This window comes from Streptomyces sp. NPDC060031 (genome assembly GCF_042736805.1).
GTDB lineage: Bacteria > Actinomycetota > Actinomycetes > Streptomycetales > Streptomycetaceae > Streptomyces.
This window is the reverse complement of record NZ_JBHWVM010000021.1, coordinates 81,753-99,079: the sequence shown is the minus strand read 5'-3', so window position 1 is coordinate 99,079 and position 17,327 is coordinate 81,753. Positions and strand designations below refer to the sequence as shown.

The 17,327-nt window shown below is 73.1% G+C and carries 15 protein-coding genes; 5 read left to right on the top strand and 10 right to left on the bottom strand.

Annotated elements, in window-relative coordinates; genetic code table 11:
* Window positions 1-167 precede the first annotated feature (167 nt).
* From ACFWB8_RS12550 to ACFWB8_RS12540, 3 genes are all read right to left on the bottom strand, one after another.
* The gene (locus tag ACFWB8_RS12550; protein WP_385225076.1) at window positions 168-491 is read right to left on the bottom strand and encodes a hypothetical protein; all 324 of its coding nucleotides are present in this window, start codon (window positions 489-491) and stop codon (window positions 168-170) included.
* Between the two features lie 136 nt (window positions 492-627).
* The gene (locus ACFWB8_RS12545) at window positions 628-1,026 is read right to left on the bottom strand and encodes a RidA family protein (protein ID WP_385225074.1); all 399 of its coding nucleotides are present in this window, start codon (window positions 1,024-1,026) and stop codon (window positions 628-630) included.
* Window positions 1,023-2,156, bottom strand: a complete 1,134-nt coding sequence (locus ACFWB8_RS12540) for an acyl-CoA dehydrogenase family protein (protein WP_385225072.1) — start codon at window positions 2,154-2,156, stop codon at window positions 1,023-1,025. The genes ACFWB8_RS12545 and ACFWB8_RS12540 overlap by 4 nt, the downstream gene beginning before the upstream one ends.
* Window positions 2,157-2,294: 138 nt before the next feature.
* Between ACFWB8_RS12540 and ACFWB8_RS12535 the strand changes: the two genes are divergently transcribed.
* The 4 genes from ACFWB8_RS12535 (at window position 2,295) to ACFWB8_RS12520 (ending at window position 6,075) form a co-directional block, all read left to right on the top strand.
* Window positions 2,295-3,917 (top strand): AMP-binding protein, encoded by a 1,623-nt coding sequence (locus ACFWB8_RS12535; RefSeq protein ID WP_385225070.1) that lies wholly within the window; start codon window positions 2,295-2,297, stop codon window positions 3,915-3,917.
* Window positions 3,918-3,926: 9 nt separating this feature from the next.
* Window positions 3,927-4,727, top strand: a complete 801-nt coding sequence (locus tag ACFWB8_RS12530) for a PaaX family transcriptional regulator C-terminal domain-containing protein (RefSeq protein WP_385225068.1) — start codon at window positions 3,927-3,929, stop codon at window positions 4,725-4,727.
* Window positions 4,728-4,798: 71 nt separating this feature from the next.
* Entirely contained in the window at window positions 4,799-5,638 is an 840-nt protein-coding gene (locus tag ACFWB8_RS12525; RefSeq protein ID WP_385225066.1) for a GNAT family N-acetyltransferase, read from the top strand.
* Window positions 5,635-6,075, top strand: coding sequence for a hypothetical protein (locus ACFWB8_RS12520; RefSeq protein ID WP_385225064.1), 441 nt, complete (start codon window positions 5,635-5,637; stop codon window positions 6,073-6,075). The genes ACFWB8_RS12525 and ACFWB8_RS12520 overlap by 4 nt, the downstream gene beginning before the upstream one ends.
* Here ACFWB8_RS12520 and ACFWB8_RS12515 read toward each other — a convergent pair.
* The 7 genes from ACFWB8_RS12515 to ACFWB8_RS12485 all read right to left on the bottom strand — a co-directional run bounded on the left by ACFWB8_RS12515 (window position 6,059) and on the right by ACFWB8_RS12485 (window position 16,444).
* A complete protein-coding gene (locus tag ACFWB8_RS12515; RefSeq protein WP_385225089.1) occupies window positions 6,059-8,293 on the bottom strand; it encodes a bifunctional salicylyl-CoA 5-hydroxylase/oxidoreductase in 2,235 nt (744 codons plus the stop codon). The genes ACFWB8_RS12520 and ACFWB8_RS12515 overlap by 17 nt on opposite strands.
* A gap of 19 nt (window positions 8,294-8,312) precedes the next feature.
* Window positions 8,313-9,140: an enoyl-CoA hydratase family protein gene (locus tag ACFWB8_RS12510; protein WP_385225062.1), complete on the bottom strand. Its 828-nt coding sequence runs from the start codon at window positions 9,138-9,140 to the stop codon at window positions 8,313-8,315.
* Between the two features lie 196 nt (window positions 9,141-9,336).
* Entirely contained in the window at window positions 9,337-10,347 is a 1,011-nt protein-coding gene (gene argF, locus ACFWB8_RS12505) for an ornithine carbamoyltransferase (RefSeq protein ID WP_385225060.1), read from the bottom strand.
* A gap of 85 nt (window positions 10,348-10,432) precedes the next feature.
* A complete protein-coding gene (locus ACFWB8_RS12500; RefSeq protein WP_385225058.1) occupies window positions 10,433-11,659 on the bottom strand; it encodes an arginine deiminase in 1,227 nt (408 codons plus the stop codon).
* 46 nt (window positions 11,660-11,705) lie between these two features.
* Window positions 11,706-12,212 carry a hypothetical protein gene (locus ACFWB8_RS12495; protein ID WP_385225056.1) on the bottom strand — a complete coding sequence of 169 codons (507 nt, stop codon included), beginning with the start codon at window positions 12,210-12,212 and terminating at the stop codon, window positions 11,706-11,708.
* Window positions 12,213-12,401: 189 nt separating this feature from the next.
* Entirely contained in the window at window positions 12,402-14,957 is a 2,556-nt protein-coding gene (locus ACFWB8_RS12490) for a polynucleotide kinase-phosphatase (RefSeq protein WP_385225054.1), read from the bottom strand.
* Complete coding sequence (locus tag ACFWB8_RS12485) at window positions 14,954-16,444, bottom strand: 3' terminal RNA ribose 2'-O-methyltransferase Hen1 (protein WP_385225052.1); 1,491 nt, start codon at window positions 16,442-16,444, stop codon at window positions 14,954-14,956. Before ACFWB8_RS12485 ends, ACFWB8_RS12490 begins: the two co-directional genes overlap by 4 nt.
* A 435-nt stretch (window positions 16,445-16,879) precedes the next feature.
* Here ACFWB8_RS12485 and ACFWB8_RS12480 point away from each other — a divergent pair, with 435 nt between their 5' ends.
* Complete coding sequence (locus tag ACFWB8_RS12480) at window positions 16,880-17,302, top strand: hypothetical protein (protein ID WP_385225050.1); 423 nt, start codon at window positions 16,880-16,882, stop codon at window positions 17,300-17,302.
* Window positions 17,303-17,327: the final 25 nt, after the last annotated feature.

Here is a 17,327-nt window from a genome sequence, read left to right as displayed (position 1 = left end):
GCCCGCCCCCGGGGGGGGCACCGTGGGAGTGGCGCGCACCCCGCCGGCCGGCCCCCCCCCCCCCCCCCCCGGGCGGCCCCCGGGCCCGGGGCGCCCGGGGGGCCCCCCACGGGTCCGGGCGTCAGGGAGAGGCGGGCGGGGTCAGTGGACGCGGTGAGGGTCAGCGGTCAGCGGTTCCAGCCGTTCCAGCCGTTCCAGTCACCGTTGTCGTGCCGGTCGTTGTTGTTCCAGTTGCCATGCCAGTCGTTGTTGTTGTTCCAGTTGCCGTCGTGGCGGTTGTCGTGCCAGTTGTTGTTCCAGTTGCTGTTGTGCCAGCCGTTGTTCCAGCTGTCGTTGTTCCAGTCGTCCTGGTCCCAGCACCAGCTGGGGCGGTTGTTCCAGTCGCGATCGCAGCAGTCCCGCCATCGATCGCCGTTCCAGTGGTCGGAACACCTGAAGTTCTGCTGGACGGTCTGCGGAAGAGCCGCGGCGAAAGCACCACTGACGGGCATCAGGCCGAGCGTGATCCCGGCGGCCCCTGCCACGGCTGCCGCAACGAACCCACGGCGCATATCCATGCACCTCCGAGTATGGAAGACGGAGTTCACAAAAGGGGCATATCCACCCTCTCTCCTGTCCGGCGAGCTGTCAAAGCAGGACCGCGACGCCGTCCAGTTCGACCAGTGCCTGCTCGTCCCACAGCCGGACCACCCCGATGACCGCCATCGCCGGGTAGTCACGGCCCGCCAACCGGCGCCAGATCCGCCCGAGTTCGGGGGCGTGCTGCCGGTAGGCCGGCACGTCGACGGCGTACACCGTGACCCGCGCCAGAGCGGCCGGCGCACCGCCCGCCGCCGCCAGGGCCGCCAGCAGGTTTCCCAGGGCCCGCTCGAACTGCTCCGGCAGCGTTTCTCCCACCACCTTGCCCGAAGCGTCCAGCGCGGTCTGACCTGCCAGGAACACCAGACGTCCGCCCTCGGCGACCACCGCGTGGGAGAAACCGGCCGCCGGGGACAGCCCGGGCGGATTGACGCGCTCGACGCTCATCGCTCGGCCACCTCCCGCACTCCCCGGTACAGCTCCTTCGCGATGATCGTGAGCTGCACCTCGCTCGCCCCCTCGTAGATCCGCGGCGCCCGTACCTCCCGGTACAGGTGCTCCAGCAGGTGCCCGCGCCGCAGCGCGCACGCGCCGTGCAGTTGCACCGCGTGGTCGACCACGTACTGCGCCGTCTCGGTGGCCAGCAGCTTCGCCATCGCCACCCGCCGCGGCACCTCCGGCGAGCCGGCGTCGTACGCCTCGGCGGCCGCGTACACCAGCAGCCGGGCCGCTTCCGTACGGGTCGCCATCTCCGCGACCCGGTGGGCCACCGACTGGAGGTCGCCCAGTACGCCGCCGAAGGCGCTGCGGCCCGCCGTGTGCGCCAGCGTCGCGTCCAGCGCGGCCCGGGCCATGCCGACGGCGAAGGCGCCGACGCTGGGGCGGAAGAGGTTCAGGGTGTCCATCGCCACCCGGAAGCCCCGGCCGGGCTCTCCCAGCAGGTCTTGCGGGCCCACCTCGACCCCGTCGAAGAGCAGCGAGCCGATCGGGTGCGGGGAGAGCATGTCCAGCGGCTCCCCCGACAGCCCCGGCCGGTCCGCGGGGACCAGGAAGGCCGTGACCCCCTTGGCCCCCGGCTCCTCCCCGGTGCGGGCGAACACGGTGTAGAAGTCGGCCTCCGGGGCGTTGGAGATCCAGCACTTCTCCCCGCTCAGCCGCCAGCCTCCGGCCGCCGGCTCCGCCCGGAGCGCCAGCGCGGCCGCGTCCGACCCGGCCCCCGGCTCGCTCAGCGCGAAGGCCGCCACCGCCCGCCCCGCGCGCACCGGGGGCAGCCAGCGCTCGCGCTGGCGCGTACTGCCCGCCCGGAGCACGGGGTAGGCCCCCAGCCCTTGGAGGGCCAGCGCCGTCTCGGCCTCCGTGCAGCCGTACGCGAGGGACTCGCGCAGCAGGCACAGCTCCAGCGCCCCCGACGTGAAGAGCCGGTCCAACAGCCCCTCCTCCGCCAGGGCCGCCAGCAGCGGCCGGTTGACCCGCCCCGGCTCCCCCTTCTGCGCCAGCGGCCGCAGCCGTTGCCCGGCGAGTGCGCGCAGCCGCCCGCACCACGCCTCCTGGTCCGCCCCGAGCGCGAATCCGGTCATCCGAATGTCCCCGCCTCTATCGCGTCCTGTTGACTGCCGTCACCATGACGATACGCTCGTGTGGCAACCGCACGGCCGGCTCCACCCATTCCGGTCCCACACGCAGGGGCCGGACCGTTGCAAGGGGGCGAACCCGCCTTGGAGCTCAAGCCTTCCGCCCACTCCGACACTTTCGCGCGCGACCACCTGCCTCCCCCGCACGCCTGGCCGCGGCTGCTCTTCGAGCTCCCCGAACTGGCCTACCCCGACCGGCTCAACTGCGGTGCGGAGCTGCTCGACGCCACCATCGCCCGGTACGGCCCGGGCCGCCCGGCCTTCCGCGGCGGCGACGGCACGGTGTGGACGTACGGGGAACTCCTCGACCGGGTGGACCGCCTCGCCCACGTGCTCACCGCCGACCTCGGGGTCGTCCCCGGCAACCGGGTGCTGCTGCGCGGCCCGACCGGCCCGTGGCTCGCGGCCTGCTGGCTGGCGGTGATGAAGGCGGGCGCGGTGGCCGTCACCGTGCTGGCCCAGCAGCGCGCGCAGGAGCTGGCCACGGTGTGCGCGATGGCCGAGGTACGGCACGCGCTGTGCCATGCGGACGTGATGGACGACCTGGTCAAGGCGCAGGTGCCGGGCCTGCGGATCACCCCGTACGGCGGCGGGGGCCCGGGCGATCTGCTGAGCCTGGCGCGGGAGCGTCCGGGCCCCTTCCCGGCCGTGCCGACCTCGGCCGACGACGTGGCCCTGATCGCCTTCACCTCCGGCACCACCGGCCGGCCCAAGGGCTGCATGCACTTCCACCGCGACCTGCTGTCCGTCGCCGACACCTTCTCCAGCAACGTCCTGCGCCCCCGGCCGGACGACGTCTTCGCGGGCAGTCCGCCGCTCGGTTTCACCTTCGGGCTCGGCGGGCTGGTCGTCTTCCCGCTGCGCGCGGGCGCCTGCGCGCTGCTGCTGGAGGAGGCGACGCCGCGCCGGCTGCTGCCCGCGCTCGCCGAGCACCGGGTGACGGTGCTGTTCACCGCGCCCACCGCGTACCGGTCGATGCTGGACACCCTGGGCCCGTACGACGCGGGGGCCTACGACCTCTCGGCGCTGCGGCGCTGCGTCTCGGCGGGCGAGAACCTGCCCGCGGCCACCTGGCGGGCCTGGTACGAGCGCACCGGCCTGCGGATCATCAACGGCATCGGGGCCACCGAGCTGCTGCACATCTTCATCTCGGCCGCCGACGAGGACATCCGCCCCGGTACGACGGGCCGGGTGGTCCCGGGCTGGCAGGCCCGGGTGGTGGACGCCGCGGGGCGGCCCGTCGCGGACAACGAGCCGGGGCTGCTGGCGGTGCGCGGGCCGGTGGGCTGCCGGTACCTGGCCGATCCGCGGCAGGGGGAGTACGTACGGGACGGCTGGAACCTGACCGGCGACACCTACGTCCGCGACCCGGAGGGGTACTTCCGGTACGTCGCACGCGCCGACGACATGATCGTCTCGGCGGGGTACAACATCGCCGGACCGGAGGTCGAGGAGGCGCTGCTGCGCCACCCGGACGTACTGGAGGCCGCGGTGGTCGGCCGCCCGGACGAACGCCGCGGGCAGATCGTGGTGGCGTACACGGTCACCCGTGAGGGCGTCGTCCTCACGGAGGACGCCCTGCGCACCTTCATGCGGGCGGAGCTGGCTCCCCACAAGTGCCCCCGCACCTTCGTCTTCCTGCCGTCGTTGCCGCGCACGGCCACCGGGAAACTCCAGCGTTTCCGGCTGCGCGACCTGGAGATCTAGAGTGAAGCCGTGGTCGAGCAGCACACTCCGCGATCTTTGATCGTCACGTTCTACGGAGCCTACGGGCGGTCCTTCGAGGGCCCGGTCCCGGTGGCCGCGCTGATCCGCCTGCTGGGCGCGGCCGGCGTGGACGCCCCGTCGGTGCGCTCCTCGGTGTCCCGGCTCAAGCGGCGCGGCTTCCTGCTGCCGGCGCGCGCCGGGGACGGCTCGGCGGCGTACGAGCTCTCCGAGGAGGCGCGCCAGCTCCTGGAGGACGGCGACCGTCGGATCTACGGGGCCCCGGAGCCGTCGCCGGACTGGCTGGTGGCCGTCTTCTCCGTCCCGGAGCAGGAGCGGGACAAGCGGCACCTGCTGCGCTCCCGCCTGGCCCGGCTCGGCTTCGGCGCGGTGGCGCCGGGCGTGTGGATCGCCCCGGCGCACCTGTACGGGGAGACCCGGCACACCCTGGACCGGCTGCACCTGACGGCGTACGTGGAGCTGTTCCGCGGCGCGCACCTCGGCTTCGCCCCGACCGCGGAGGCGGTGGGCCGCTGGTGGGACCTGGCGGCCCTGGCCAAGCAGCACGAGGAATTCCTCGACCTGCACGAACCTGCCCTGCGGGCCCTCCAGTCGGGCCCGGAGCCCTCCCCGGAGGAGGCCTATCGCGGCTACCTCCTCGCCCTGGACTCCTGGCGCCGCCTCCCGTACGCCGACCCGGGGCTGCCGCGCGAGCTGCTCCCGGCGGACTGGGCGGGCGACCGCGCCGCGGCGGTCTTCGCCGAACTGCACGCGCGGCTGCGGGACCGGGGCGCGGGCTTCGTCCGGCCGTGACCGGCCACAGCCGCCCCAGGGCCCCCGAAAACTCGGGTGCACGGGGGCTCGGAGCCGCGCGAGGATGGGCCATGACCTGGACTTTCACTTCCGACCTGGCGGCCTACCTGGCTGTGGCGGGCCCGGCCGTGGCGGCGCGGCCCGTCTCCAACTCGATCCTGCTGACCACCGCCGACACGCTGCGGCGGGGCGGCCCGCACGCCTTCGGGCCGGCCGACCCCTTCTTCGGCTGGTGGACCGGGGCCGACGGGGTCGTCAGCGGCGGCCTCCTGTGCACCCCGCCCCACCCGCTGCTGCTCGGCGCGCTGCCCGCGGAGGCGGTCCGGGCGCTCGCGGCCGCCCTCGACACCGAGCCGCTGCTCGCCGGGATCCGCGGGTTCAACGCCCGCCGTCCCGACGCTCAGGCGCTGGCCGAGGCCTGGGTGCGGCCCAGCCGGGTCGCCGAGGAGAACCGTCTCTACCGGCTGGCCGGGCTGGTCGCCCCCGATCCCGTCCCGGCGGGGCGGGCCCGGCTCGCCGCCGAGAGCGACCTCCCGCTGCTCCTGGAGTGGATCACGGCCTTTCACGAGGAGGCGGGGGTGGTGGGTCCCGCGTCCGGGGCCCGGCTCCGCGACCGGATCTCGTACGGCGGGATCCGGCTCTGGGAACACGCCGGGATCCCCGTCTCGCTGGCCTCCTTCTCCCGTCCCATCGGCTCGGCCGCCCGCATCGGCCCGGTGTACACCCCGCCCGCCGAGCGGGGCCGCGGGTACGCGGCCGGGGTCACGCACGCGGCGAGCGAGGCGGCGTACGCGGCCGGCGCCTCGGAGGTCCTGCTCTTCACGGACCTGGCCAACCCCACCAGCAACGGCGTCTACCTGCGCCTGGGTTACACCCCGGTCGAGGACCGCACCGAGGTCGTCGCGGCATGAGCACCGCGCGGCCGCACGAGCCTCTGGAACCCGTGTGGACGATCGCCGCGAACGTGGTGCGGTGGCGCCGCCACGGCGAGGGCGGTCAGGGACAGCGGCCGGGCACGAAGACCTTCAAGGGCGGCGCCAAGGTGTACGTCTGCGGCTGGTCCGGCGGCCGGGAGTACTGCTCGGTCGCCGGCCGGACGCGCCGGAGCCCCCGCTTCGTCAACGCGATCGTGCCCGCCCGCCACCTGCACACCTTCCGGCCTCAGCTGGTGCGCAGCCCGGCCCTGCTCCGGACCATCGGGTTCTCGTGGATCGGCGACGAGGAGGGGGCCGTGGCGGGCGCGGCCGATCTGGAGCGCAGCGCCCGGACGTACCGCGCCGGGCGCTGGCCCGACCGGCCGCACCCGGAGCCCTGCCTGTGCCACGAGTGCCTCAGCCGCGTCCCGTAGGCGGCCTGCGGCTGCCCGCCCGGTAGGGGGCGGGCCAGGGCGCGGCCGGGCCGTCGTAGGACTGGTCGGCCGCCGCGTGCAGGGTCCAGTGCGGGTCGTACAGGTGGGGCCGGCCGACCGCGCACAGGTCCGCGCGGCCCGCCAGGAGCAGGGAGTTGACGTCGTCCCAGGAGGAGATCGCGCCGACGGCGATGACGGGCACGCCGAGCGCGTTGCGGATGCGGTCGGCGTACGGGGTCTGGTACGAGCGCCCGTACTCCGGGGCCTCGTCCGCGACCACCTGGCCGGTCGAGACGTCGATGGCGTCGGCACCGTGGGCGGCGAAGGCGGCCGCGATGTCGACGGCCTCCTGCGGGGAGGTGCCGCCCGCGGCCCAGTCGGTGGCCGAGAGGCGGACCGTCATGGGCCGGTCCGCGGGCCACACGGCGCGTACCGCGTCGAAGACCTCCAGCGGGAAGCGGAGCCGGTTCTCCAGCGGGCCGCCGTACGCGTCCTCGCGGTGGTTGGTCAGCGGGGACAGGAACCCGGACAGCAGATAGCCGTGCGCGCAGTGCAGTTCGAGCAGGTCGAAGCCGCTGTCGGCGGCCCGGACGGCGGCCGCGGCGAAGTCGGAGCGGATCGCGGCGAGGTCGGCGGCCGCGAGCGCGCGCGGGACGGCCGAGACGCCCGGCCGGTACGGCAGCGCGGAGGCCGCCACCACGGGCCAGTTGCCCTCGGGCAGGGGCTCGTCCATGCCCTCCCACATCACGCGGGTCGAGCCCTTGCGGCCACAGTGGCCGAGCTGGACCCCGAGGGCCGTGCCGGGCGCCGAGGTGTGCACGAAGTCGGCGATGCGGGCCCAGGCGGCGCCCTGCTCGGCGGTGTACAGGCCGGTGCAGCCGGGTGTGATCCGGCCCTCCGCGCTGACGCACACCATCTCCGTCATCACCAGGGCGGCTCCGCCCAGCGCCCGCGAGCCCAGGTGCACCAAGTGGAAGTCGCCCGGCAGCCCGTCCTTCGCCGAGTACATGTCCATCGGGGACACCACGATCCGGTTGCGCAGGGTCAGCCCGCGCAGGGTGAACGGGGTGAACATGGGCGGAGTTCCCTCGTCCGGGCAGCCGAAGTCCCGTTCCACGGCGCGCGCGAAGCGTGTGTCACGCAGCCGCAGGTTGTCGTGCGTGACCCGGCGGCTGCGGGTGAGGAGGTTGAAGGCGAACTGCCGGGCGGGCTGGTCGAGGTACCCGGCGATCTCCTCGAACCACCGCATGCTGGCGGCCGCGGCCCGCTGGGTGCTGGCGACGGCGGGGCGCCGCGCGGCTTCGTACGCGGCGAGCGCCGCGGGGACGTCCGGCTCGCGGGCGACCGCTTCGGCGAGCGCGAGGGCGTCCTCCACCGCGAGCTTGGTGCCGGAGCCGATGGAGAAGTGCGCGGTGTGCGCCGCGTCGCCGAGCAGGGCCACATTGCCGTGGGACCAGCGCTCGTTGACGACCGTGCGGAACTGCGTCCACGCCGAGCGGTTGCCGTGCAGGGGCCGCCCGCGCAGGGCCTCGCCGAAGATCTTGGCGCAGCGCGCCGCCGACTCGGCCTCGTCGCACAGGTCGAAGCCGGCCGCCCGCCAGACCTCCTCGCGCATCTCGATGATCACGGTCGACTCGTCGGCGGAGAACGGGTACGCGTGCAGTTGCACGACCCCGTGCTCGGTCTGCGCGATCTCGAAGCGGAAGGCGTCGAAGGCGAAGTCTGCGGCCAGCCAGATGTAGCGGCACCGCCCGCTCGTCAAGGTCGGCCCGAAGTGCTCGGCGCCCTGCTGCCGGGTGTTGCTGTGCACTCCGTCCGCGGCGATGACCAGGTCGTACGAGGCGGCGAGCGCGGCCGTGTCCGGCGCCCCGGAGCGCAAGTGCAGGCGCACGCCCAGTCCGGCGCAGCGTTCGTGCAGGATCTCCAGCAGCCGCCGCCGGCCGAGCGCGGCGAAGCCGTGGCCGCCGGAGGTGAGCAGCCGCCCCCGGTGCACGATCTCGACGTCGTCCCAGCGCACGAACTCCGCGCACAGGGCCGCGTAGACCACGGTGTCGGCGCGCTCGATGCCGCCGAGCGTCTCGTCGGAGAGCACCACTCCGAAGCCGAAGGTCTCGTCGGGGGCGCCGCGCTCCCAGACCTCCACCGTGTGCCCCTGCCGGGCCAGGAGGGCCGCGGCGTACAGTCCTCCCGGTCCCCCGCCGACGACGGCGACCCGCATGGCGCCCGCGGTCACCGGGCTACCTGCCCTTCCACCGCGGCGGCCGTTTCCCGGTGAAGGCGGCGTGGAACTCCGCGTAGTCCGCGCCGTGCATCAGCAGGGCCTGCGTGTTGGCGTCCAGCTCCACCGAAGCGGCCAGCGGCATGTCGAGTTCGGCGGTCAGCAGCGCCTTGGTCTGCGCGTACGCGAGGGCCGGGCCCGCGGCGAGGTGTGCGGCCAGTTCGGCGGCCCGTGCGTGGGCCTTGCCCTCCTCGGTGACCTCGCTGAGCAGGCCGATCCGCTCGGCCTCCGGCGCGGGTACGGGTTCGCCCAGCATCAGCAGTCTGGTGGCGTGGCCGAGCCCGACGACCCGGGGCAGCAGGTAGGCGGCGCCCATGTCCCCGCCCGAGAGGCCGACCCGCGTGAAGAGGAAGGCGAAGCGGGCGGTGGGGTCGGCGATCCGGAAGTCGGCGGCGAGGGCGATGACGGCCCCGGCCCCGGCGGCCACTCCGTGCACGGCGGCGATGACCGGGAAGGGGCACTCGCGGATGGCGCGCACCACCTGGCCGGTCATCCGGTTGAAGTCGAGGAGCTGGGCGGTGTCCATCGCGAGGGTGGCGCCGATGATCTCGTCGACGTCGCCGCCGGAGCAGAAGCCGCGGCCCTCGCCGCCGAGCACGAGGGCGCGTACGGAACGCTCCCGGGACAGCTCGGCGAGCAGATCGCGCAGGTCGGCGTAGGCACCGAAGGTGAGCGCGTTCAGCTTCCGGGGGCGGTCGAGGGTGACGGTGGCGACGCCGTCCTGCCGGTCCACCCGCAGGTGGCGCCACCGTTCGGTCGCTGGTGTGGAACCAAGGAAGGGACTCACCCTCCCGAAGGTATCACTGGATCGTGACCGCCGTCACAGAAACGCGACAGTCGTTCCGGTTCGGCGGGGAGCGCCGGCCCCCGCCTGACGTCGGGGTGCCCCACGTCATGCTGCCGCCGCGTGGTTCACCCTGCCCGCCCGCCCGGCGTGACCATCCGGCGTGACCATCCGGCGCGAGCGGCACGCCCCCGCATGACTATGCGGCCGGCCCGGCCAGCAGGGCGACGAGCACGGCCTTGATGGTGTGCAGCCGGTTCTCCGCCTCGTCGAAGACGACCGAGTGCGCGGACTCGAACACCTCGTCCGTCACCTCCAGCGACTCCAGCCCGTGCCGCTCGTGGATCTCCCGGGCCACCTTGGTGCCGAGGTCGTGGAAGGCCGGCAGGCAGTGCAGGAACTTCACGTCCGGGTTCCCGGTGGCGCGCAGCACGTCCATGGTGACGGCGTACGGGGCCAGGGCCGCGATCCGCTCGTCCCAGACCTCCTTGGGCTCGCCCATGGAGACCCAGATGTCGGTCACGACGAAGTCGGTCTGGGCGACCCCCTCGGCGATCTCCTCGGTCAGCGTGATCCGGGCGCCGCTCGATGCCGCCAGCTCACGGGCCGCGGCCACCACCTGCTCGGCCGGCCAGTAGGACTTCGGCGCGACGATCCGCACGTCCATGCCCAGCAGCGCGCCGGTCACCAGGTAGGAGTTGCCCATGTTGAAGCGGGCGTCGCCGAGGTAGGCGAAGGCGATGCGCTCCAGCGGCTTGGCGCAGTGCTCGGTCATGGTGAGCACGTCGGCCAGCATCTGGGTGGGGTGCCAGTCGTCGGTGAGCCCGTTGAAAACCGGCACGCCGGCGTGCTCGGCGAGCTCCTCGACGGTGTCCTGGCGCTCGCCCCGGTACTCGATGCCGTCGAACATCCGGCCCAGCACCCGGGCGGTGTCCTTGACCGACTCCTTGTGGCCCATCTGGGAGCCGGAGGGGTCGAGGTAGGTGGTGTGGGCGCCCTGGTCGGCCGCGGCGACCTCGAACGCGCAGCGGGTGCGCGTCGAGGTCTTCGCGAAGATCAGGGCGATGCTCTTGCCCTGGAGGCGGCGCTCCTCGGTCCCGGCCTTCTTGGCCGCCTTGAGTTCGGCGGCGAGCTCGATCAGGCCGCGGAACTCGGCGGCGGTGAAGTCGAGCTCCTTGAGGAAACTACGGCCGACGAGGTCGGTGGCCATGGGGACGCTCCAGAGTCACGGTGACAGGGGATGCTGGAAGTCTATACGATCCTATGCATTGCTATACAGCCCCTGTGGCCCCCTGTCAGACGGCGTCCCGCTCCACCGGGCAGCTCATGCAGCGCGGACCGCCCCGCCCCCGCCCCAGCTCGCTGCCCGGGATCTCGATCACCTCGATGCCCTCCTTGCGCAGGTGGGTGTTGGTCGTGACGTTGCGCTCGTACGCGACCACCACGCCCGGCTCCACGGCCAGCACGTTGCAGCCGTCGTCCCACTGCTCGCGCTCCGCCGAGTGCACGTCCTGCGTCGCCGTCAGCACCCGGATCGAACCGAGGCCGAGCGCCGTCGCGATCGCCCGGTGCATCCGCTCCGGCGGGTGGTCGGTCACCTTGAGCTCGCCCGCCCCGTCGCCCGGCTCGATCGTGTAGGAGCGCAGCATGCCCAGGCCCGCGTACTGAGTGAACGTATCTCCGTCGACCATCGTCATCACCGTGTCCAGGTGCATGAACGCCCGCCGCTTGGGCATGTCCAGCGCCACGATCGAGGTCGCCGAACCGGCGGCGAACAGGCCGCGCGCCAGCATCTCCACGGCCTGCGGGGTGGTGCGCTCGCTCATCCCGATCAGCACGGCGCCGTTGCCGATGACCAGGACGTCACCGCCCTCGATGGTCGAGGGGTAGTCGACCTGCCCCTGCGACCAGTAGTGGAAGGCCCCGGAGGAGGTGAAGAGCGGGTGGTGCTTGTAGATCGCCTCGAAGTGGACGGTCTCGCGCTGCCGGGCCGGCCAGCGCATGGCGTTGATGGAGACCCCGTCGTAGATCCAGGCGGAGGTGTCGCGGGTGAAGAGGTGGTTGGGCAGCGGGCCCAGCAGGAAGCCGTCGAGCTCCAGGGCGTGGAAGCGGACCGACACCGGCTCGGCGTGCCGCTCCAGGAACTCCCGCTTGGTCATCCCGCCGACCAGCGCCTCGACCAGCTCGGCCGAGGTCAGCCCGTCGAAGACCGACCTCAGGTGGTCGGTGGCGAGCGGACCGTACTCCTTCTCGTCGAAGACGCGGTCCAGTACGAGGTGGCGCGCCTCCGGGATCTCCAGGGCCTCGACCAGCAGGTCCCCGAAGAGGTGGACCTCGACGCCCCGGTCACGCAGCACGTCGGCGAAGCCGTCGTGCTCCTGGCGGGCCCGGCGCACCCACAGGACGTCGTCGAAGAGCAGCGCGTCCTTGTTGCTCGGTGTGAGCCTCTTCAGCTCCAGGTCGGGCCGGTGGAGGATGACGCGGCGAAGCCGCCCGGTCTCGGAATCGACATGGAATCCCATGCCGTACACGTTCGCAGACCGAGCGGCCTTTTGACGTGGCGTCGGCTCAGCGGGGCAGAGCGAGGCCGAGCAGGGCCGTCGGCGCACCGGTGATCTCGGGGGCGATGACGCCCAGCTTGGGCGCCTTCACGTTCGGCAGACCGAAGTTGGAGCCGTCCGGCATCGTCAGCGGGGAGCCGAGCACCGCACCCGGGGTCCGGGCGTGCATGGTGGTGGCCGGCGCGTCCAGGGAGCCCTCGCCGTCCGTCTCCGGCCGGCCCAGCAGGTTCGGCACCGGCGAGGTGACGAGGGTGTTGCCGAGCTCGGTGGCGATCGGGACGGTCGGGAGCAGCGGGGTGGGGAGCATGTCGCCGGTGTGGTGGCGGGGCGTCTCGGGCGCGCCGACGACCGGCACCGGAACCCCGGTGGCCACGCGCGGGGTGTCCACGCCCAGCGTGGTCTCCACGGCGTCGAGCGGGACCCCGACCGGCACCGAGTCCGCCACGGCCGGGGTGGCCGCACCGGCCGCGGCCATACAGGTCATGAGCGCCGCAATGCTTCCGCGCGCGGTCATCTTCATAGGTGATGTTCCGTCCTTCCAGGGTCGCGGACATTCCGCTGCCCTGGGTGAACGATCCCGCCGGTGGTTTCCCCGGAGTTCCGGGCGAAAGTTCCCCCATACGACCTAATTAGCGGCCGTACGGGGGCCTCCGCTTTACGCGCGTGCGCCGTCCCGGGCCGTCCCGCGGGTCAGAGCCGCGGGTCAGAGCCGCGGATCGACCGGCTCCGACTCCAGGGCGAGCACCGCGAAGACGGCCTCGTGGACCCGCCACAGCGGCTCCTGCCCCGCCAGCCGGTCCAGCGCCTCCAGGCCGAGCGCGTACTCGCGCAGGGCGAGCGAGCGCTTGTGCCCGAGGAACCGCCCGCGCAGCCGCTCCAGGTTCTCCGGGCGCGTGTACTCCGGACCGTAGATGATCCGCAGGTACTCGCGTCCTCGCACCTTCACCCCCGGCTGGACCAGGCGGCCCTTGCCGTCCCTGGCGTACGCCTGGAGCGGTTTGACGACCATGCCCTCGCCGCCCGCGGCCGTCAGCTCCAGCCACCAGTCGGTGCCCGCCCGCACCGAGTCCTCGTCGGCGGTGTCCACCAGGATCCGGCCCGTGCGGCGCAGCAGACCGGTGCCGGCCGCCTCGTCCGCGGCGACCAGCCGGTCCAGCCAGAAGAGCTGCTCGTCGTGCGGTACGGCCGCCAGCGAGCGCCCGGCCGCGGCCAGCAGCTGGAACGGCGCGAACCGTACGCCGTCCAGCCCGTCGGTGGTCCAGCAGTAGCGCCGGTAGGCGTCGGTGAACCTGGCCGCGTCGGCGGACCGGTCACGCTGGCGCTCCAACAGCTCGCCGGTGTCGACGCCCCGGGCGGCGGCCGCCTCCAGGGCGGCGAGCGCGTCCGGGAAGACGGCTCGGGCGGCCGCGCCCACGGCGGCGTACTGGTTGCGCAGCAGTCCGGTGGACTTCAGCGACCAGGGCAGGAGTTCCCCGTCGATGAGCAGCCAGTCGGTGGCCAGCTCCTCCCACAGGCCGGCGTCGCCGACCGCCGAGCGCAGCCGGGCGAGTATCTCCTCGGTGGCCTCCGGGTCCTTGAAGAAGGGCCGCCCGGTGCGGGTGTGGACGGAGCCGGTCGGACCCTCGACACCGAAGTGCTCGCGGGCCGCGTCGGCGTCCTTGCAGAGCAGGACGGTGGCCCGGGAGCCCATGTGCTTCTCCTCGCACACGACCTGGGCGACGCCGTCCTTGCGGTACTGCGCGAAGGCCTCGGCCGGGTGCTCCAGGTAGCCGTCCTCGCTCGAGGTCGCGGTCGGCGCCATGGTCGGCGGGAGGTACGGCACCAGCCGCGGGTCCACCGCGAAGCGGCTCATGACCTCCAGGGCCGCCGCCGCGTTCTCCTCGCGCACGCTGACGTTGCCCAGGTGGCGGGTCTGGACGATCCGGCGCCCGGTGACGTCGGCCAGGTCCAGCGGGCGGCCGTCCTGCCCGCCGGGTGCCTCGGCGACGAGCGGCCTGACCGGCTCGTACCAGACCTTCTCGGCCGGTACGTCGACCAGTTCGCGCTCGGGCCAGCGCAGCGCCGTCATCCGGCCGCCGAAGACGGCGCCGGTGTCGAGGCAGATGGTGTTGTTGATCCAGGCGGTGTCCGGGACCGGGGTGTGGCCGTAGACCACGACGGCCTTGCCCCGGTAGTCCTCGGCCCACGGGTAGCGCACGGGCAGACCGAACTCGTCGGTCTCGCCGGTGGTCTCCCCGTAGAGGGCGTGCGAGCGCACCCGGCCGGAGGTGCGGCCGTGGTACTTCTCGGGCAGCCCGGCGTGGCAGACCACCAGCCTGCCGCCGTCGAGGACGTAGTGGCTGACGAGGCCGCGGATGAACTCCCGCACCTCCTGGACGAACTCCTGCGGCTCCCCCTCCAGCTGCTCGATCGTCTCGGCGAGGCCGTGGGTCCGCTGGACCTTGGAGCCCTTCAGGTAACGGCCCAGCTTGTTCTCGTGGTTCCCGGGCACGCACAGGGCGTTGCCGGACTTCACCATGCCCATCACCCGGCGCAGGACGCCCGGACTGTCGGGGCCGCGGTCCACGAGGTCGCCGACGAAGACCGCGGTGCGGCCCTCGGGGTGGGCGCCGTCCTCGTATCCGAGCTTGGCGAGCAGGGTCTCCAGCTCGGAGGCGCAGCCGTGGATGTCGCCGATGATGTCGAAGGGGCCGGTGAGGTGGGTGAGGTCATTAAAGCGCTTCTCCAGCACCACCTCGGCCGACTCCACCTCCTCCGCGGAGCGCAGCACGTGCACCTTGCGGAAGCCCTCGCGCTCCAGGCCGCGCAGCGAGCGGCGCAGGTCGCGGCGGTGGCGCTGGATGACGGCGCGGGGCAGGCCCGCCCGGTCGGGGCGGCCCGCGTTGCGCTCTGCGCACACCTCCTCGGGCAGGTCGAGGACGATGGCGATGGGCAGGACGTCGTGCTCGCGGGCCAGTTCGACGAGCCGGCGGCGCGACTCGGCCTGCACGCTGGTGGCGTCGACGACCGTGAGCCGGCCCGCCGCCAGCCGCTTGCCGGCGATGTAGTGCAGGACCTCGAAGGCGTCCTTGCTGGCGCTCTGGTCGTTCTCGTCGTCGGCGACGAGGCCCCGGCAGTAGTCGGAGGAGATGACCTCGGTGGGCTTGAAGTGCTTGCGGGCGAAAGTGGACTTGCCCGATCCGGTGGCCCCGATCAGGACGACGAGGGACAGGTCGGTGACGGGAAGTGCGCGCGTACGGTGGTTATCGGTGCCGGTCATGCTGCCTCGCCCTCCTTCGGGGTGTCGTGGGTGGTGTCGTTGGCGGTGGTGGCGGTGGTGAAAACGGCCATCTGGGTGGGCGGTCCGACCTCGGGGTCGTCCTCGCCGACGGGCACGAACTCCACGCCGTAGCCGTACCGTTCGGCCACCCGGGCCGCCCAGGCACGGAACTCCTCGCGGGTCCACTCGAAGCGGTGGTCGCCGTGCCGGACGTGCCCGGCGGGCAGGGTCTCCCAGCGGACGTTGTACTCGACGTTCGGGGTGGTCACCAGGACCGTGCGGGGCCTGGCCGAGCCGAACACCGCGTACTCCAGGGCGGGCAGCCGCTCCACGTCCAGGTGCTCGATGACCTCGCTGAGCACCGCCGCGTCGTAGCCCGCCAAGCGCTTGTCGGTGTAGGCGAGCGAACCCTGCAGGAGTCGGACGCGGGAGCTCTGCCGCTCGCCCATCCGCTCCAGGCGCAGCCGCCTGGCCGCGGTGTTCAGGGCCCGCACGGAGACGTCCATGCCGACGATCTCGGTGTACGCCGGGTCCTTCAGCAGGGCCTGCACCAACTGCCCCTGCCCGCAGCCCAGGTCGAGGACGCGGGCGGCGCCGGCGGCGCGCAGTGCGGCGAGGACCGCCTCGCGCCGGTGCACCGCCAGCGGCACGGGCCGCTCTTCGGTGTCCTTGGTCTCGTCCACCGCGTTGTCGAGTTCCTCGACCTCACTGCCGTCCGCCTCGGCGAGGCGCACCAGCTCCAGCCGCTCCAGGGCGTCCTGGGTCAGCCGCTTGTGGCGGGCCAGGTAGCGGGCGGTGATCGTCGCGTTCTCCGGGTGCGAGGCGAGCCAGCCGTCTCCGGCGCGCAGCAGCTTGTCCACCTCGTCGGGGGCGATCCAGTAGTGCTTGGCGTCGTCCAGCACGGGCAGCAGGACGTACAGCTGCCGCAATGCCTCGGCGAGCCGCAGCTCCCCCTCCAGTACGAGCCGTACGTACCGGGAGTCACCCCACTCGGGGAACTGCTCGTCGAGCACCACGGGACTCACCGTCACCGACTCCCAGCCGAGCGGGTCGAAGAGCCGGTGCACCAGCGCCGCCCCGCCGCGCGCGGGCAGCGCCGGTATCTCGATCCGCAGTGGGCGCGCCCGCTCCGGCAGTTCCGGGCGGGCGGTGCACTGGCCCTTCAGCGCGCTGCGCAGCACCCCGCCGAGGGCCACCGCGAACAGCGAGGAGGCGGCGTACGGCCGGTCGTTGACGTACTGCGCGAGCGCGGCGTCGGGTGCCTGGCCGCGGCCCTTGCCCTGACCGCGCCGCACGAGCGCGACGGGATCCACCTCCAGCAACAGGGCCGCCGTGCACCGCTGCTCCGTGGCCTGGGGGTAGAACACGTGGGCCGTCCCGTGGGAGGTGGAGAACGCCTGCGCCTTCCCGGGATGCTTGTGCAGGAGAAAGCCCAGGTCGGTGGCCGGGTGCTCGGCTGTGCCGGTCGTGGAGATCGTCAGGAACATGCGCCTGAGTATGTGCCGAAGGCCCCGGCCGGACCAACGCGTTTTGTTGATCACACGGCGGAGCTTGGCGAACAGGTCGGCACCTCCAGCCGTGCGCCGGGGATGCCGTCGGCGAGGCGCCCGGCGATGACGCTGATCTCCGGGTGGTCGTGATCAGCGGCAGGTCGTCTTCATGGCGGAACGGCGCGGTCGGAAGCGTCGGGCGTCCATGACCCCTGGCGTCGTAACGAACCACGGTGCGGTGCCGGGCCAGCGCGGCGAAGACGCGGTTCCACAGGCGGCTGTCGTGGACCGATGGGGCCAACGGGGCGTCCGGAAAAGGGCGCAGGGGTGATGACGTATCCATCATGACAGGTCAGAGGGCGTTTTCGTAGGACGAAGGGCACAGTCGAATGCCCTTGTTTGGACCCCTGTGCGGCTTTCAGAATCTCCCTCATGAATCCCACGGAGAACATCAATCACGACGCCGTGCTGCGAGCCCGGGTGGCCCTGCTCGAATCGGGGACCGTGCCGGTCCGCCGTCAGGTCGCCGCCTACCGCGTTCTGGTCCAGGTGAGTCCGTTGGCCTATCTGCCCCCGCTGGCCGTCGCGTTGTTCGGCTACAGCCGCGAGGAGTTCACCCATCGGCCCGCGATAGCGCTGGCCCTGCGCGCCGAGTCCGTCGCCGCCGCGCGCCGGATGTGCGCACTGGAGCCCGAGCGGACCCAGCTGCTCCTCACCTCGCTGATCCACTATCGCGAACAGCTGGCCCTCATGGACCGGCCCGGGGAACTCGCCGCCGTGGAGGCGGAGATGACCGCGCTCGTCCAGTCGGGCGGCGGGCGGCTGAGCGTGCGCTGGGACACCAACGGCCGGTAGCGGCCCGGGGGTCGGTCCCCGGCTC

Excerpts from the sequence above, each read along its gene's own strand:
- ACFWB8_RS12550 (WP_385225076.1), bottom strand. The coding sequence starts at position 491 with ATGCCCGTCAGTGGTGCTTTCGCCGCGGCTCTTCCGCAGACCGTCCAG.
- ACFWB8_RS12545 (WP_385225074.1), bottom strand. The coding sequence starts at position 1,026 with ATGAGCGTCGAGCGCGTCAATCCGCCCGGGCTGTCCCCGGCGGCCGGT.
- ACFWB8_RS12540 (WP_385225072.1), bottom strand. The coding sequence starts at position 2,156 with ATGACCGGATTCGCGCTCGGGGCGGACCAGGAGGCGTGGTGCGGGCGG.
- ACFWB8_RS12525 (WP_385225066.1), top strand. The coding sequence starts at position 4,799 with ATGACCTGGACTTTCACTTCCGACCTGGCGGCCTACCTGGCTGTGGCG.
- ACFWB8_RS12520 (WP_385225064.1), top strand. The coding sequence starts at position 5,635 with ATGAGCACCGCGCGGCCGCACGAGCCTCTGGAACCCGTGTGGACGATC.
- ACFWB8_RS12515 (WP_385225089.1), bottom strand. The coding sequence starts at position 8,293 with ATGCGGGTCGCCGTCGTCGGCGGGGGACCGGGAGGACTGTACGCCGCG.
- argF (WP_385225060.1), bottom strand. The coding sequence starts at position 10,347 with ATGGCCACCGACCTCGTCGGCCGTAGTTTCCTCAAGGAGCTCGACTTC.
- ACFWB8_RS12500 (WP_385225058.1), bottom strand. The coding sequence starts at position 11,659 with ATGGGATTCCATGTCGATTCCGAGACCGGGCGGCTTCGCCGCGTCATC.
- ACFWB8_RS12495 (WP_385225056.1), bottom strand. The coding sequence starts at position 12,212 with ATGACCGCGCGCGGAAGCATTGCGGCGCTCATGACCTGTATGGCCGCG.
- ACFWB8_RS12490 (WP_385225054.1), bottom strand. The coding sequence starts at position 14,957 with ATGACCGGCACCGATAACCACCGTACGCGCGCACTTCCCGTCACCGAC.
- ACFWB8_RS12485 (WP_385225052.1), bottom strand. The coding sequence starts at position 16,444 with ATGTTCCTGACGATCTCCACGACCGGCACAGCCGAGCACCCGGCCACC.
- ACFWB8_RS12480 (WP_385225050.1), top strand. The coding sequence starts at position 16,880 with ATGAATCCCACGGAGAACATCAATCACGACGCCGTGCTGCGAGCCCGG.